The sequence below is a fragment of the Streptomyces sp. NPDC048825 genome (assembly GCF_043198355.1).
Lineage (GTDB): Bacteria > Actinomycetota > Actinomycetes > Streptomycetales > Streptomycetaceae > Streptomyces > Streptomyces xiangluensis.
The window spans coordinates 238,118-253,338 of the sequence record NZ_JBICUR010000014.1 but is presented as its reverse complement, the minus strand read 5'-3'; the positions used below and the strand labels follow the sequence as shown (position 1 = coordinate 253,338).

The following is a 15,221-nucleotide window of genomic DNA, read 5'->3' as shown; positions in this document are numbered from 1 at the left end:
GACCCCACTCGGCCGCCGCACGCGGCGGGACGCCCGGCCCCTCGACGCGTGGCAGGGCCCCCGTCGCCGGAGGTGGCGTGTCCGGGAAGCGGGCCGAGGCGGGCGGAGGCGGTGGGGGCACGGGTGAGCGCGTCTGGCCGCCGGTGGGTCGGAGGTCGGGGAAACGCAGTGGCCCGACCGGTGAGGGCTCGCCACCGTCGTCCCCCTCGAAGGCCCGGGGGTCGTCCACGTCGAAGCCGCGTGCCGGGGCCGGTCCGCCCGCACCGGCAGTCCCGGACAGCGCGCCCGCGATGCCGGGCCTTCGCGGCGTGGTGTCGGGATCGCGTCTCGGCAGCGGACCCGTCGTTTCGGCGCTCTGAGGGGCGGTCTCGGAAGGCTGGTCCTGCGCGCTCGGCGCCCCGCCCGGCGGAGTAGGCGGGCGTGGGGGGACGGGGGTGCGACGCGCTTCCGTGCTCAATGCACCCCCCGTTTCCTCGTGCTCGGGCAACCGGCCCGCCAAAGGAACTCCTCCGGACCGTTCCCTTCCTGCGTGCGCGTCACTCTACGGGCTGACACTGTGCGAGTGGGAACCAGTACGGTGGCCCGCGGCATCTGCCCGGAACGTCCCCCTACCCTGCGGTAATCACGTCTGGCAGGCTTCGTGGCATGACTGGCCGCGCCGCAGACCGGGCCCGCTACGACCGGGCCACCGCTGACCTCGACGCCCCCGTCGCGATCGTGGACCTGGAGGCCTTCGACGCCAACGCGGAGGACCTCGAACGAAGGGCAGCCGGCAAGCCCGTACGCGTCGCGAGCAAATCCGTACGCTGCCGGGCCCTTCTCGAACGCGTCCTGGCCCGGGACGGCTTCGCCGGGATCATGTCGTTCACGCTGGACGAGTCGCTGTGGCTGGCCCGCTCCGGATTCGAGGACGTACTGCTCGCCTACCCGTCCGCGGACCGGAAGGCGTACGCGGAACTGGCGAGCGACCCCAAACTCGCGGCCTCCGTCACCGTCATGGTCGACGACCCGGCGCAACTGAAGCTGATCGACGACGCCCGGGACGGCGGGCGCGAAGTAGTGCGCGTCTGCCTGGAGTTGGACACCTCGCTCAAGCTGCTCGGCGGGCGGGTGCGTGTCGGCGCCCGTCGTTCGCCGCTGCACTCCCCCACCCAAGTCGCCGAGATGGCCCGCGCGGTGGCCCGGCGGCCCGGCTTCCGGCTGGTGGGGATCATGGCGTACGAGGGGCATGTCGCCGGTGTCGGCGACGCCCTGCGCGGACGGCCGCTGAGGTCGCGTGCCATCCGGCTGATGCAGGCCGCCGCCCGCAGGGAGCTGGCCCAGCGGCGCAGCGAGGTCGTGCGTGCGGTACGGGCCGTGGCGCCGGACCTCGAGTTCGTCAACGGCGGCGGCACGGGCAGCGTCCAGCACACCGCCGCCGAGGACTCCGTCACCGAGATCGCGGCCGGATCCGGGCTCTACGTCCCGCGTCTCTTCGACAACTACACCTCGTTCAGCGGGCGTCCGGCCGCGCTCTTCGCCCAGCCGGTCGTCCGCAGGCCGGGCTTGGGCGTCGTGACCGTCCTCGGCGGCGGCTACCCGGCCTCGGGTGCGGCGGGAGTCGACCGGCTGCCCGAGCCGTACCTCCCCGAGGGGCTGCGGTACGACCCCCAGGAGGGGGCCGGCGAGGTGCAGACACCGCTGCTCGGCTCCCCCGCCGACGATCTGCTGATCGGCGACAAGGTGTGGTTCCGGCACGCCAAGGCAGGTGAACTGTGCGAGCGGTTCGACGTCCTGCATCTCGTGGAGGGCGAGACGGTCACGGCGACGGTCCCGACGTATCGAGGGGAAGGCCACACCTTCCTGTAGGCGTATTCGCCATGTGCCGTACGCGCTACTGAGTGGGACCGACGCTGCTGCCCACACCTCCGCCCGTGTCCGCGTCCCCCACCGGCCGGATCCCCTTGGTGATCTCGTCCATGTCGGTCAGCGGCGGCCCGTCCTGACCGGCGTCGAACACGAACCGCACCATGACCGGTGCCCCGGAGCCGACGCTGGACGGGAACGCAAGCGACTGGACGTAACCCCCTGGCCCTTTCTCGGTCTTGACCTGCCAGCGCACGAAGTACCCGGTGCGGCCCGCGACCGCGACCGGCCCCTGCTTGACCAGCTTCTTGGACGTGATGCCGCCGTAGGGGCGGCGGTCAAGCCGGTCGACGTCGTAGGCCTCGTCCGCCGCCTCCGAGATGTCGGCCTTGGCGAGCGCCTCGGGGGACTTCTCGTCGTTCGCGGTCACCGTGCGCGAGATGACCCTGCCGTGGCGGCACAGTCCGTCGTCGCCGGGGCAGGTGTAGGTGTCGGGCGTGGTCATCACGACGTAGTCCTCGGCGACGTACTGGGGTCTGACCCAGCCGTCGAGGAGCGGAAAGGTGATGCCGTTGAGCTCGTCCACGACCGTGGAGGGGTCGTCGGCCGACGGTTCGGAGGTGGATTCCGAGGGCGTGGGCGAGGGCGGGTCGCTCGCGGGCGCGGAGGATTCGGGCGCCGGGGTGGTGTTCGCCTCTGTGGAGCCGTCGTCCCGGTTCAGGACGACGGCTCCGGTGACGATCGCGGCGACCAGGACGGCTGCCGCGGCGACCAGGGCGATGACCTTCGCACGACCGGAGCCGCCGCCGGGGCCCCCGGGCGCGGGGGCGAACCCAGGCTGCGCCAAGGGCTGTTGGGGCGCCTCGGGGGCCCGCATGTGCTCGGTCCACCTGGTCCCGTCCCACCAGCGTTCGACATGCGGCGCCGAGGGATCGCGGTACCAGCCGGGCGAGGGCGTCATGCTCATTCCGGCACTGTAAGCGCCCCTGAACCGTCAGTACACGGCGGTCTACAGAGGAGTGACATATGCGCCCGAAATCCCGCCGTCCACAAGGAAGTCGGTCGCGTTCACGAACGAGGAGTCGTCGCTGGCGAGGAAGGCGACCGCCGCGGCGATCTCCTCGGCCTCCGCGAACCGCCCGAGCGGGATGTGCACGAGACGGCGCGCGGCCCGCTCCGGGTCCTTGGCGAACAGCTCCTGGAGGAGCGGGGTGTTGACGGGGCCGGGGCACAGGGCGTTGACGCGGATGCCCTCGCGGGCGAACTGCACGCCCAGTTCGCGGGACATGGCGAGGACGCCGCCCTTGGAGGCGGTGTACGAGATCTGGGAGGTCGCCGCGCCCATCCGGGCCACGAACGACGCGGTGTTGATGATGGACCCCTTGCCCTGGCGCCGCATGTAGGGGATCGCGGCCTTGCAACACAGGTAGACGGAGGTGAGGTTGACCTCCTGGACCCGCTTCCAGGCCTCGAGGCCCGTCTCCAGGATGGAGTCGTCGTCGGGCGGCGAGATGCCCGCGTTGTTGAAGGCGATGTCGACCGAGCCATAGGTGTCGTACGCCGTCTGGAACAGCGCCTCGACCTGTTCGGCGTCGGTGACGTCGACCTTCACGAAGATGCCGCCCAGCTCCTCGGCGGCTCCCTTGCCGCGCTGTTCGTCCACGTCGCCGCAGACGACATGGGCGCCCTCGGAGGCGAGGCGGCGCGCGGCGGCGAGGCCGATGCCGCTGCCGGCACCGGTGATGACGGCGGTGCGGCCGACGAGGCGGCGGCAGATGCTCTCTTCGGTCACTGTGCGGGACCCTCCGTGCTGATGAAGACGTTCTTGGTCTCGGTGAAAGCGGTGAGCGCGTCCGGGCCGAGTTCACGGCCGAGCCCGGACTGCTTGTAACCGCCGAACGGGGTCCAATAGCGGACGCTGGCATGGGAGTTGACGGACAGGTTCCCGGCACGCACGGCCTGGGACACGCGCAGCGCCCGGCCGACGTCGCGGGTCCAGATGGATCCGGACAGTCCGTACTCGGTGTCGTTGGCGAGCCGGATCGCGTCCGCCTCGTCCTCGAAGGGCAGCACGACGGCGACCGGGCCGAAGATCTCCTCGACGGCCACGCGCGCGTGGGGCTCGATTCCGGTCAGGACGGTGGGCGGGAACCAGAAGCCGGGGCCTTCGGGGGCGGTGCCGCGGATGCCTTGCAGATCGTCGGTGACGTACGAACGTACGCGCTCCAGCTGGACCTTGGAGATCAGCGGGCCCATCGCGGTCTTCTCGTCGGCCGGGTCGCCGACGAGGACGGACTCGACGGCGGGGGCGAGGACTTCGAGGAAGCGGTCGTACGCCGTGCGCTGGACGAGGATGCGGGTGCGGGCGCAGCAGTCCTGGCCGGAGTTGTCGAGGAAGGACATGGGGGTGGCCGCGGCGGCGGCTTCGATGTCGGCGTCGGCGAAGACGATGTTCGGGCTCTTGCCGCCGAGTTCGAGGGTGACGGGCTTGAGGAGCGACGAGCCTTTCGCCAGCACCTGTTTGCCCACGGGCGTGGACCCGGTGAACACGATCTTCGCGACGCCGGGGTGCTCGACGAGTGCGTTGCCCGCGACGGGCCCTTCGCCCGGCAGCACCTGGAAGAGCCCTTCCGGCAGCCCGGCCTCCAGGGCGAGTTCGGCCAGCCGCAGCGCCGTCAGGGGTGTCGTCTCGGCGGGCTTGAGGATGACGGCGTTGCCTGCCGCGAGTGCAGGAGCGGTGCCCCAGGCGGCGATGGGCATCGGGAAGTTCCAGGGCGCGATCACGCCCACGACGCCGAGCGGTTCGAGGATCGTCACGTCGAGACCGCCCGGCACCGGGATCTGCCGCCCGGTCAGCCGCTCCACTCCCCCGGCCGCGTAGTCGAGCAGATCGCGTACGTTGCCCGCTTCCCAGCGGGCGTTGCCGATGGTGTGCCCGGCCTCCCGCACCTCCAACTGGGCCAGTTCCTCGACGTGTTCGTCGACGATGACGGCGAAGCGGCGCAGCAGCCGGGCCCGCTCGCCGGGCGTCAGAGCAGCCCACCGGGACTGCGCCTTCGCCGCCCGTACGACGGCGGAGTCGACGTCCTCGGCGCCGGCGGCCGGGACGGTGGCGATGACCTCCTCCGTCGCCGGATTGAGGACTTGGAGCTGATGCTCGTACGACACGGACGGACCTTTCACATGCGTTCGAAGGAGCGGCGCAGCTCCCAGTCGGTCACCGCGGCGTCGAAGGCGTCGAGCTCGACGCGCGCCATGTTGCGGTAGTGGGCGACGACCTCGTCCCCGAAGGCGGCTTTGGCGATTGGGCTGTTCTCCCAGAGTTCGGCGGCCTCGCGCAGGGTGGTGGGGACGTGCTCGTACTCGGCGGTGTACGCGTTGCCCGCGCACGCCTCCGGCAGCTCCAGTTTCTGCTCGATGCCGTACAGACCGGCCGCGACGAGTCCCGCGACGGCCAGGTACGGATTGACGTCGCCGCCGGGGAGCCGGTTCTCGAAGCGCATCGAGCGGCCGTGGCCGACCACGCGCAGAGAGCAGGTGCGGTTGTCGTAGCCCCAGGCGACGGCGGTCGGCGCGAAGGAGCCGGGCTGGAATCTCTTGTACGAGTTGATGTTGGGCGCGTACAGCAGGGAGAAGTCCCTGAGTGCGGCCAGCTGTCCGGCGAGGAAGTGCCGCATGACGTCGGACATGCCGCCGGGCCCGTCCCCGGCCATGGCGTTCCGGCCGTCCTTGTCGGCGAGCGAGAGGTGGATGTGACAGGAGTTGCCCTCGCGCTCGTTGTACTTCGCCATGAAGGTGAGCGAGACGCCCTCCTGGGAGGCGATCTCCTTGGCGCCGGTCTTGTAGATGGCGTGCTGATCACAGGTGACCAGGGCCTCGTCGTACTTGAACGCGATCTCGTGCTGCCCGGGATTGCACTCGCCCTTGGCGGACTCGACGGTCAGCCCGGCGGCCTGCATCTCGTTCCGGATGCGCCGCAGCAGGGGCTCGATACGGCCCGTGCCCAGTACGGAGTAGTCGATGTTGTACTGGTTCGCCGGGGTCAGCCCTCGGTAGTTGGCGTCCCAGGCCTGCTCGTACGTGTCCTTGAAGACGATGAACTCCAGCTCGGTGCCGACCTGCGCGGTGTAGCCGTGCTCGGCGAGGCGCTCCAGTTGGCGGCGGAGTATCTGGCGGGGCGCGGCGACGACGGGCGCGTCGTTGTTCCAGGCCAGGTCGGCGATGAGCATGGCCGTCCCGGCGTTCCAGGGGACCTTGCGGAGGGTGCTGAGGTCCGGGCGCATGGCGAAGTCGCCGTAGCCGCGGTCCCAGGAGGACATCTCGTAGCCGTCGACCGTGTTCATGTCGGTGTCGACCGCGAGGAGGTAGTTGCAGCCCTCCGTACCGTGGTGGAGGACCTCATCCAGGAAGAAGCGCGCGGCGAACCGCTTGCCCTGAAGCCGCCCCTGCATGTCGGGGAAGGCCAGGACGACGGTGTCGATCTCGCCGCTCGCGACGAGAGCGTGCAGCTCCTCCACGCTGAGCGGTGGTGTGCGGTGGGCCACGGGAAAGGCCTCCTTCGGTCAGCCGAGAGCCATAAGGTATTGCCGAGAACCATTGCTTGGGAAGGGGGCACGGCCATATGACGCAACAGGATTCGCACGGCGTGAACGAGCGGCCGGGCGATCAGCTGGCACCCGTCCTGCGCCCGGTCCGCGCGGGCAACGGCTTCGAGGAGGCACTGGAGCAGATCCTCCAGGTGGTACGCCTCGGTCTGGTGCCCGGTGGTGAACGGCTGCCCGCCGAACGGGAGTTGGCGGACCGGCTCGGGATCAGCCGGGTGACGCTGCGCGAGGTGCTGAAGGTGCTCCAGGACCAGGGTCTGGTCGAGTCGCGGCGTGGGCGGTACGGAGGCACGTTCGTCCGGCCCAGAACCGAAGCGCCCGGCCAGGACGAGCTGCGCCGCCGGATCGAGGGGACCGACATCGAGGACGTCCTGCGTTTCCGAGAAGTCCTGGAGGTGGGCGCGGCCGGCCTGTGCGCCCAGCACGGGCTGGACGAGAAGCAGGCGGCACGACTGCGGGACGCCCTCGCACGCACCCACGACGCGCCGCTCACCGAATACCGCCGCCTGGATACGCTGCTGCACCTCACGCTTGCCGAACTGTGCGGTTCGCCGACCCTCACCGCCCAGTACGCGGCCGTACGAGCAACCGTGAACGACCTGCTGGACTGCATTCCCCTGCTGGTCCGGAACCTGGAGCACTCACAGCAGCAGCACACCGCCCTGGTGGAGGCCGTGCTCGACGGGGACGCCGACGGGGCGCGGGAGATGATGCGCGAGCACTGCGCGGGAACCGCCGCCCTGCTGCGCGGCTTCCTCACATGACGTGCCGCGGCTTCCCACACGAGACCCGATTAACGGGCACGTAACGCACGCCTCTTGCTTTCTGGCCGCGTGGCCCGCAAAGGTATGGATCCGTTCCATTGCGCTTCGCTGCGCCGCGGGGGTCCCCTCATGTGCCTCGGGGCCCCTTTCACCCGAGCGTCCACCGCCCTTTGGGGAGCCCGCCCATGTCCATCGATTCCACCAAGCCACCCGCCGCCCCGGAGGCGGACGACTATCTGGAGCGCAGGAGCCTGCGCCGGGGCAGCGCCGGCTGGCTGCTGCTCACCGGACTCGGTGTCGCGTACGTCGTCTCCGGCGACTACTCCGGCTGGAACTTCGGACTCGCCGAGGGCGGCTTCGGCGGCCTCGCGATCGCCATGGTCCTCATGGGCCTGATGTACATATGCATGGTCTTCGCACTCGCCGAGCTGTCCTCCATCCTGCCGACGGCGGGCGGCGGCTACGGCTTCGCGCGCCGGGCGCTCGGGCCCTGGGGCGGCTTCCTGACCGGCACGGCGATCCTCATCGAGTACGTCCTCGCGCCCGCCGCCATCTCCATCTTCATCGGCGACTACGTCGAGTCGCTGGGCCTGTTCGGGCTCACCTCCGGCTGGCCGGTGTACCTGGCCTGCTTCGTGATCTTCATCGGCATCCACCTGTGGGGTGTCGGTGAGGCGCTGCGCTTCAGCTTCGTCGTCACGGGGATCGCGGTGGTGGCACTGCTGGTGTTCGCGGTCGGCGCGTTCCCGGACTTCGACGCCTCGAACCTCGACGACATCGCGGTGGACGAGAGTGCCTTCGGGTCCAGCTCCTGGCTGCCCATGGGGCTGCTGGGCATCTGGGCCGCCTTCCCGTTCGGCATGTGGTTCTTCCTCGGGGTCGAGGGCGTGCCGCTCGCGGCCGAGGAGACCAAGGACCCGGCACGTACGCTGCCGAAGGCGATCCGCTGGTCGATGGGCATCCTGGTGGTCCTGGCGCTGCTCACCTTCTTCGCCTCCGCAGGGGCGCGAGGCTCGGATGCCATCCAGGAAGCGGGCAACCCCCTCGTCGAGGCGCTCCAGCCCGACGGTGAGGCGACGACGCTGAGCCGGATCGTCAACTACGCGGGTCTCGCGGGCCTGGTCGCGTCATTCTTCTCCCTGATCTACGCCGGCTCGCGTCAGCTCTTCGCGCTCTCGCGGGCCGGCTACCTGCCCCGCTTCCTGTCCCTGACGAGCAGCCGCAAGGCCCCCTACCTGGGCCTGCTGGTGCCGGGCGCGATCGGCTTCGCACTGGCCGCGGCCACGGGCAATGGCGCGCGCATGCTCAACGTGGCGGTCTTCGGCGCCACCATCTCGTACGCGTTGATGTCGCTCTCGCACATCGTGCTGCGCCGCCGCGAGCCGGGCCTTGAGCGGCCGTACCGTACGCCGGGCGGTGTGCTGACGTCCTCGGTGGCACTGGTGCTGGCGTGCTCCGCGCTGGTGGCGACGTTCCTGGTGGACGTGACGGCGGCGGTCATCGCGCTCGCGGTCTACGTGGTGGCGGTGGCCTACTTCGGCCTCTACAGCCGCAAGCACCTGGTGGCGAAGGCACCGGAGGAGGAATTCGCGGCGCTGGCGGCCGCCGAGGCAGAGTTGGAGCGGAACTGATCCAGGAGACCACGAAAAGGGGTTCATGGTGGGCGGCAGGCCGCTGATCGGAGTCAGTACGTATCTGGAGTCCGCGCGCTGGGGTGTGTGGGAGCTGGAGGCGGCGCTGCTGCCCTTCGGGTATCCGCGGCTTGTGCGGAACGCGGGCGGGCTCGCCGCGATGCTGCCCCCTGACGATCCCGCGCACGCCGCCGCGGCCGTGGCCCGGCTCGACGGGCTCGTGATCGCGGGCGGCCCGGATGTGGATCCGGCACGGTACGGCGCCGTGCGCGAGCCCCGTACGGGGCCCGAGGCCCGTGAGCGGGACAGTTGGGAACTCGCCCTGATCGACGCCGCGTTGGCCTCCGGCACTCCCCTGCTCGGGATCTGCCGGGGGATGCAGCTCCTGAACGTCGCCCTCGGGGGGACGCTCGTGCAGCACATCGAGGGGCATGCCGAGGTGGTGGGCGTCTTCGGCCACCACACCGTGAAGCCGGTACCCGGCTCTCTCTACGCCGGCCTGGTACCCGAGGAGACCTCCGTCCCCACCTACCACCACCAGTCCGTGGACCACCTCGGCTCCGGCCTCACGGCTTCGGCCCACGCGGCGGACGGGACGGTGGAGGCGCTGGAACTCTCGGGTCCGGGGTGGGTGCTGGGCGTTCAGTGGCATCCGGAGATGGGGGACGACGTGCGGGTGATGCGCGGACTTGTCCACGCCAGCGCCTGACACTGTCGGCGAAATGGAACGGCGCTACTCGCTAAACGTAAACAGCCTGTGAACTGGGGCACTCCTGCGTTTGGTCCAGACAAGTGAGGGCAGGCGCCGATCCGGAGTGAAGCCGGTCCCGTTTTCAACTACACCTGACAAATGGGGAGTAGGGGAGACCGGACGTGCGGGCGGACCCCGCGTCGCTCCACGGCCCGTCGGCGGGGAGGCGGGCCGTCTTCGTTCGACCTGAGAGGTGCAAGTGTCATCCAGGCTGCAAGCCGAACACCTTTACAAGATGTTCGGCAGACGACCCGAGAAAGCGGTGGAGCAACTACGCGAAGGACGTGACCGTGAGGCACTGCGCGCCGACGGCTCCACCGCCGCGGTGATCGACGCGTCCTTCACGGTCGAACCCGGCCAGACCTTCGTGGTCATGGGCCTGTCCGGATCCGGCAAGTCCACCCTGCTGCGCATGCTCAACGGACTGCTGGAGCCCACCGCGGGACAAGTGCTCTTCGACGGCCAGGACCTGACCGCCCTGAGCGACCACGAACTGCGCCAGGTCCGCTCGAAGAAGATCAGCATGGTCTTCCAGCACTTCGCGCTCTTTCCGCACCGCAGCGTCCTCGAGAACGCCGCGTACGGCCTGGAGGTGCAGGGCGTGCCGCGCGCCGAGCGCGAGACGCGCGCCACCGACGCCCTCGCGATGTGCGGCCTGGCCGGCTGGGAGAAGTCCTGGCCCGACGAGCTGTCCGGCGGTATGCAGCAGCGCGTGGGCCTGGCCCGTGCTCTGGCCACCGACGCCGATCTGCTCCTGATGGACGAGTCCTTCAGCGCACTCGACCCGCTGATCCGCCGTGATATGCAGGACCAGCTGATCGAGCTCCAGAAGAAGCTCCAGAAGACCATCGTCTTCATCACGCACGACCTCAACGAGGCCATGCGCCTGGGCGACCGTATCGCCGTGATGCGCGACGGCCGCATCGTCCAGATCGGCACCGCCGAGGACATCCTGATCCGCCCCGCAAACGATTACGTCGCCTCCTTCACCAAGGACGTCGACCGCTCCCGGGTGCTTACGGCCGACGCTGTCATGGACACGGACGTACGGGGCGACGAGGCGGACTGCGGCTGCGAGACCGCGCGGCCCGACAGCTCCTTCGTGGACCTCTGCGCGATCAGCGCCCGCGTGCCGCACTCGGTCGCGGTGCTCGACAAGGCGCAGAAACTCGTCGGAGTCGTACCGCGCCAGCGCCTGATCGGCTTCCTCGGGGACGAAGAGGGCGAGCCCAGGCCCTGCGACGCGCCGCGTGACAAGGTTGTCAAGGCGGTGAAGGCCGATGCCTAGGATCCCGTTCGGCGACTGGGTCAACGACACGGTCGACTGGCTGCTCGAACACATGGCGTGGCTCTTCGACTTCTTCAAGGCGATCTTCGAGGGCACGTACGACGGAATCAACGCCGTCCTCCAGGCTCCGGAGCCGCTGCTCCTCGCGGGCATCTTCGCCGTGATCGCGTTCTGGCTGCGCGGCACGTCCGCCGGCGTCCTCACCTTCCTCGGGTTCGCCTTCATCGACTCCGTCGAACTGTGGGAAGACGCGATGGTGACCCTGTCGCTCGTCCTCGTGGCGACGATCATCGCGCTCGCCGTCGCGGTACCCGTGGGCATCTGGGCGGCGCGCTCCGACCGGGTGAGCAACACGGTCCGGCCGGTGCTCGACTTCATGCAGACGCTGCCCGCGATGATCTACCTCATCCCGGCGATCCTGTTCTTCGGCACCGGCGCCCCCGCCGGCATCGTGGCCACCATGATCTTCGCGCTGGCACCCGGTGTCCGCATGACGGAACTGGGCATCCGCCAGGTCGACAAGGAACTCGTCGAGGCCGCCGACGCGTTCGGCACCACCCCCGGGAACACCCTGCTGCGCATCCAGCTGCCGCTGGCGCTGCCCACGGTCATGGCCGGCGTCAACCAGGTCATCATGCTGGGCCTGTCCATGGCCGCCATCGCGGGCATGGTCGGCGCCGGCGGACTCGGCGGCGACGTGAACGAGGCCCTCGGCCAGCTGAACGTGGGCCTGGGCTCCGAGGCCGGCGTCGCCATCGTCATCCTGGCGATCTACCTGGACCGTATGACCAGCTCGCTCGGCACCCAGGTCTCGCCGCTCGGCCGCCGCGCCCTCGCCCGGCTGCGCGCCGCGCAGGGCCTGAATATCTGGTCCTACCGCCCCCGGCCCGCCGTGGCCATGATCGGTGTGGTCGTGCTCGCGCTGGTCGCAGGTGGCATGGGCGTCTTCGGCGGTACGAACTCCGAGACCACCGCCGCCGACTCCTCGAACGTCGGCCAGGGCAAGAAGATCACCATCGGCTACATCCCGTGGGACGAGGGCGTCGCCTCCACCTTCCTGTGGAAGGAGATCCTTCAGGAGCGCGGCTACGAGGTCGAGACGAAGCAGCTCGAGGCCGGCCCGATGTACACCTCTCTCGCCGCCGGCGACATCGACTTCCAGACGGACGCCTGGCTGCCGACCACCCACGAGCAGTACTGGAAGAAGTACGGCAAGCAGATCGAGGACCTGGGTTCCTGGTACGGACCGACGTCCCTGGAGCTGAGCGTGCCCTCCTACATGAAGGGCATCGACTCCCTGGAGGACCTCAAGGGCAAGGCCTCCGAGTTCGGCGGCAAGGTCACCGGTATCGAGTCGAGCGCCGGCATGATGAGCCTGCTCAAGGACAAGGTCCTGGCGGAGTACGGCCTCGACAAGGAGTACAAGGTCGTCGACAGCTCCACGCCCGCCATGCTGGCCGAGCTGAAGCGCGCGTACGCCAAGCAGGAGCCCATCGTCGTCACGCTGTGGTCGCCGCACTGGGCGTACAACGACTACAAGCTCACCAAGCTCAAGGACCCGAAGGGCGCCTGGGGCAAGGGCGACGACGTCCACACCGTCTCGCGCAAGGGCTTCGCCGAGGACAACCCGGCCGTCGGCCAGTGGCTCAAGAACTTCAAGATGACCGAGAAGCAGCTCACCAGCCTCGAGGCCGAGATCAACAAGGCGGGCGACGGCAAGCAGCCGCAGGCCGTGAAGGCCTGGCTCAAGTCGAACCCCGGCGTCGTCGACAAGCTGGCCCCGGTCGAGAAGTCCACGGGCGGAGACCTGGCGGAGGCCAAGCGTCCGGTGGACGTCGCCTTCTTCCCCTGGGACGAGAACGTAGCCGTCACCTACCTGTGGAAGAACGTCCTGGCCCGCCGCGGCTACACGCTGAACCTCAAGCAGATGGACGTCGGCCCCGTCTACACGGGCCTGGCCACCGGCGACATCGACGTCAACTTCGACGCGTGGCTGCCGTACGCCCAGTCCAACTACTGGGAGAAGAACAAGGCCAACCTGAGAGACCTGGGCACCTGGTACCAGCCGACCTCGCTGGAACTCGCCGTGCCTTCGTACGTGAAGGACGTCAAGTCCCTCGCGGACCTCAAGGGCAAGGCGGACACCTTCGGCGGCAAGATCATCGGCATTGAGCCGGGCACCGGCGAGATGAACCTGCTCAAGAAGGACGTCCTGCCGGGCTATGGCCTGGACAAGGAGTACGAGGTCGTCGACGGCTCCACGCCCGCCATGCTGGCCGAGCTGAAGCGCGCGTACGCCAAGAAGGAGCCGATCATCGCCGTCCTGTGGTCCCCGCACTGGGCCTACAGCGAGTACGAGCTCACCAAGCTGTCGGACGAGAAGAAGCTGTTCGGCGAGGGGAACACGATCCGCACGATCACCAACAAGGCGTTCCCGGGCCAGTACCCGCAGCTCACGAAGTGGATCAAGAACTTCAGGATGAGTGAGGAGGAACTCGGCACCCTGGAGGCAGAGATCAAGGACCGCGGCCAGGGCAACGAGGAGGAAGCCGTCGAAGCGTGGCTCGAGGAGCACCCGGACATGGTGAGCCGGATGACTCCCTAGCGGGCTCGAGCAGTCCGCTGAGGGGTGGGCTTCGCCCGCGGGACCGTGCGGTTCCGGTGGGGCGGAGCCTGCCCCTCGTGTTTACGGCGTTGTGACGGGCGCATGAAACGGTTTGCCGAACGTGCGTAGGGTGCAAACAAAACATCGGGAGACATTGGCTCGTACGTCCTTCGTATGTAGTACCCCATACGTACGAAGACCGGGCCGTCACCGAGCCGCCCGCACCGACCCCGCACCGACCCCGCACCGACGACGCACAGGAGGGAGCCGAAGCGATGGACGACAACAAAGATGCCCTTCGGGTGGGCGCGGCCGTCCGGCGGCGGCGCCGGGCACTGGAGCTCACCCTCGCCGTCGTCGCCGAGCGCAGCGGACTGTCGGTGCCCTTCCTGAGCCAGGTCGAGAACGAACGCGCCCGGCCGAGCATGCGCTCCCTCCAGCGCGTCGCCGACGCCCTGGGGACGACCTGCGTCGAACTCTTCGCCGCCGCCGACCCGGCGCGCAGCGTCGACGTCGTGCGCTCCCACGACTCCGAGTTCACCCACGAGCCCCTCGTGCGCCCCCTGGTGCGCGGTCACCACCAGCTGCACGCCATGGAGTTCAGCGGGGACCACGACGCGGGCCGCGAATTCCAGCACCGCAACGACGAGTTGATGTACGTCGCGGACGGCGCCGTCGAGGTCGAGGCGGAAGGCCGCGCGTACCGGCTGGGGCGCGGCGACACGCTGTACATGACTGGTGGCGTACGGCACCGCTGGCGGGCGACCGTGCCGGACACCCGCGTACTGGTCGTGGCGGTCGCGGACCACATCGAGGCGGCGGAGGACGCACCGCGATGAGGGTGGTGTCCCTGGTGCCGTCCCTCACGGAGGCGGTGGCCGCCTCGGCGCCGGGCGCGCTGGCCGGAGCGACGGACTGGTGCAGCCATCCCGCCGGTCTCGATGTCGTACGGATCGGTGGCACGAAGAACCCGGACGTCGAGCGGATCGTGCGGCTCGCGCCCGACCTGGTGATCGCCAACGAGGAGGAGAACCGGGAGCCGGATCTGACCGCCCTGCGGGAAGCGGGGCTCGAGGTGCTGGTGACCGAGGTGCGGACCGTGCCGCAGGCGTTTCGGGAGCTGGAGCGGGTCCTTGGGGCCTGTGGGGTCCGGGGCCGGCCACGGTGGCTGGACGAGGCGGAGGCGGTGTGGGCGGACCTGCCGGTGCCGTCGCGTCGCCGCCGTGCCGTCGTGCCGATCTGGCGGCGGCCGTGGATGGTGCTCGGGCGGGACACCTTCGCGGGTGACGTACTGGCGCGGCTGGGCGTGGACAACGTGTACGCGACGCATACGGAACGCTATCCGCGTGTGCCCATCGAGGAGTTGAGGTCCGCGGAGTACGTCGTACTGCCGGACGAGCCATACCGGTTCACGGCCGAGGACGGCCCTGAGGCGTTCGAGGGCCGGCCCTGCGCATTGGTCAGCGGGCGGCATCTCACTTGGTACGGGCCTTCGTTGGTGGAGGCGCCGGGTGTGCTTGGCGACTCCGTCGGTTGAGCAGGTTCCCGAGGAGCCCGCACCCCCACGCACCCGCAGCCTCCCACCGGCGGGAGGGGACGTGGGCCGGTGCGTCGTATGCCCGTCGCGTAGGTTCTGTCTCAGGTCACCCGCACCCTGTGTAAGGCCAGGGCCGTATGCCCACCCTGCGACGGGCTGACGCACCGGCCCACGGCCCCGACCCACCCACGGACCC

The 15,221-nt window shown here is 69.6% G+C and carries 12 protein-coding genes; 8 read left to right on the top strand and 4 right to left on the bottom strand.

What is annotated here, in order from left to right; translation table 11 throughout:
- Positions 1-645: 645 nt before the first annotated feature.
- Positions 646-1,848, top strand: a complete 1,203-nt coding sequence (locus ACGFNK_RS31095) for an amino acid deaminase/aldolase (protein ID WP_393421193.1) — start codon at positions 646-648, stop codon at positions 1,846-1,848.
- Between the two features lie 25 nt (positions 1,849-1,873).
- On the opposite strand, the gene ACGFNK_RS31090 is transcribed toward ACGFNK_RS31095, so the two are convergent.
- The 4 genes from ACGFNK_RS31090 to ACGFNK_RS31075 are packed head-to-tail and all read right to left on the bottom strand — an operon-like array spanning position 1,874 to position 6,389.
- Positions 1,874-2,806 (bottom strand): DUF2510 domain-containing protein, encoded by a 933-nt coding sequence (locus ACGFNK_RS31090; RefSeq protein WP_393421278.1) that lies wholly within the window; start codon positions 2,804-2,806, stop codon positions 1,874-1,876.
- 48 nt (positions 2,807-2,854) lie between these two features.
- A complete protein-coding gene (locus ACGFNK_RS31085; RefSeq protein WP_386344527.1) occupies positions 2,855-3,637 on the bottom strand; it encodes a 3-oxoacyl-ACP reductase in 783 nt (260 codons plus the stop codon).
- Entirely contained in the window at positions 3,634-5,013 is a 1,380-nt protein-coding gene (locus ACGFNK_RS31080) for an aldehyde dehydrogenase family protein (RefSeq protein WP_393421191.1), read from the bottom strand. The genes ACGFNK_RS31085 and ACGFNK_RS31080 overlap by 4 nt, the downstream gene beginning before the upstream one ends.
- Positions 5,014-5,024: 11 nt before the next feature.
- Positions 5,025-6,389, bottom strand: a complete 1,365-nt coding sequence (locus tag ACGFNK_RS31075; protein WP_393421189.1) for a glutamine synthetase family protein — start codon at positions 6,387-6,389, stop codon at positions 5,025-5,027.
- 77 nt (positions 6,390-6,466) lie between these two features.
- Here ACGFNK_RS31075 and ACGFNK_RS31070 point away from each other — a divergent pair, with 77 nt between their 5' ends.
- From ACGFNK_RS31070 to ACGFNK_RS31040, 7 genes are all read left to right on the top strand, one after another.
- The gene (locus ACGFNK_RS31070; RefSeq protein WP_393421187.1) at positions 6,467-7,213 is read left to right on the top strand and encodes a FadR/GntR family transcriptional regulator; all 747 of its coding nucleotides are present in this window, start codon (positions 6,467-6,469) and stop codon (positions 7,211-7,213) included.
- A 185-nt stretch (positions 7,214-7,398) separates the two neighbouring features.
- Positions 7,399-8,844: an ethanolamine permease gene (eat, locus tag ACGFNK_RS31065; RefSeq protein ID WP_393421185.1), complete on the top strand. Its 1,446-nt coding sequence runs from the start codon at positions 7,399-7,401 to the stop codon at positions 8,842-8,844.
- Between the two features lie 25 nt (positions 8,845-8,869).
- Positions 8,870-9,553: a gamma-glutamyl-gamma-aminobutyrate hydrolase family protein gene (locus tag ACGFNK_RS31060; RefSeq protein ID WP_393421183.1), complete on the top strand. Its 684-nt coding sequence runs from the start codon at positions 8,870-8,872 to the stop codon at positions 9,551-9,553.
- A gap of 241 nt (positions 9,554-9,794) precedes the next feature.
- The gene (locus tag ACGFNK_RS31055; RefSeq protein WP_393421181.1) at positions 9,795-10,883 is read left to right on the top strand and encodes a glycine betaine/L-proline ABC transporter ATP-binding protein; all 1,089 of its coding nucleotides are present in this window, start codon (positions 9,795-9,797) and stop codon (positions 10,881-10,883) included.
- Positions 10,876-13,488: an ABC transporter permease/substrate binding protein gene (locus ACGFNK_RS31050; protein ID WP_393421179.1), complete on the top strand. Its 2,613-nt coding sequence runs from the start codon at positions 10,876-10,878 to the stop codon at positions 13,486-13,488. Before ACGFNK_RS31055 ends, ACGFNK_RS31050 begins: the two co-directional genes overlap by 8 nt.
- Before the next feature lie 275 nt (positions 13,489-13,763).
- Complete coding sequence (locus tag ACGFNK_RS31045) at positions 13,764-14,327, top strand: helix-turn-helix domain-containing protein (protein ID WP_393421177.1); 564 nt, start codon at positions 13,764-13,766, stop codon at positions 14,325-14,327.
- Complete coding sequence (locus tag ACGFNK_RS31040) at positions 14,324-15,025, top strand: helical backbone metal receptor (RefSeq protein ID WP_393421175.1); 702 nt, start codon at positions 14,324-14,326, stop codon at positions 15,023-15,025. Before ACGFNK_RS31045 ends, ACGFNK_RS31040 begins: the two co-directional genes overlap by 4 nt.
- The last annotated feature ends 196 nt before the right edge of the window (positions 15,026-15,221 follow it).

Excerpts from the sequence above, each read along its gene's own strand:
- ACGFNK_RS31095 (WP_393421193.1), top strand. The coding sequence starts at position 646 with ATGACTGGCCGCGCCGCAGACCGGGCCCGCTACGACCGGGCCACCGCT.
- ACGFNK_RS31090 (WP_393421278.1), bottom strand. The coding sequence starts at position 2,806 with ATGACGCCCTCGCCCGGCTGGTACCGCGATCCCTCGGCGCCGCATGTC.
- ACGFNK_RS31070 (WP_393421187.1), top strand. The coding sequence starts at position 6,467 with ATGACGCAACAGGATTCGCACGGCGTGAACGAGCGGCCGGGCGATCAG.
- eat (WP_393421185.1), top strand. The coding sequence starts at position 7,399 with ATGTCCATCGATTCCACCAAGCCACCCGCCGCCCCGGAGGCGGACGAC.
- ACGFNK_RS31060 (WP_393421183.1), top strand. The coding sequence starts at position 8,870 with ATGGTGGGCGGCAGGCCGCTGATCGGAGTCAGTACGTATCTGGAGTCC.
- ACGFNK_RS31050 (WP_393421179.1), top strand. The coding sequence starts at position 10,876 with ATGCCTAGGATCCCGTTCGGCGACTGGGTCAACGACACGGTCGACTGG.
- ACGFNK_RS31045 (WP_393421177.1), top strand. The coding sequence starts at position 13,764 with ATGGACGACAACAAAGATGCCCTTCGGGTGGGCGCGGCCGTCCGGCGG.
- ACGFNK_RS31040 (WP_393421175.1), top strand. The coding sequence starts at position 14,324 with ATGAGGGTGGTGTCCCTGGTGCCGTCCCTCACGGAGGCGGTGGCCGCC.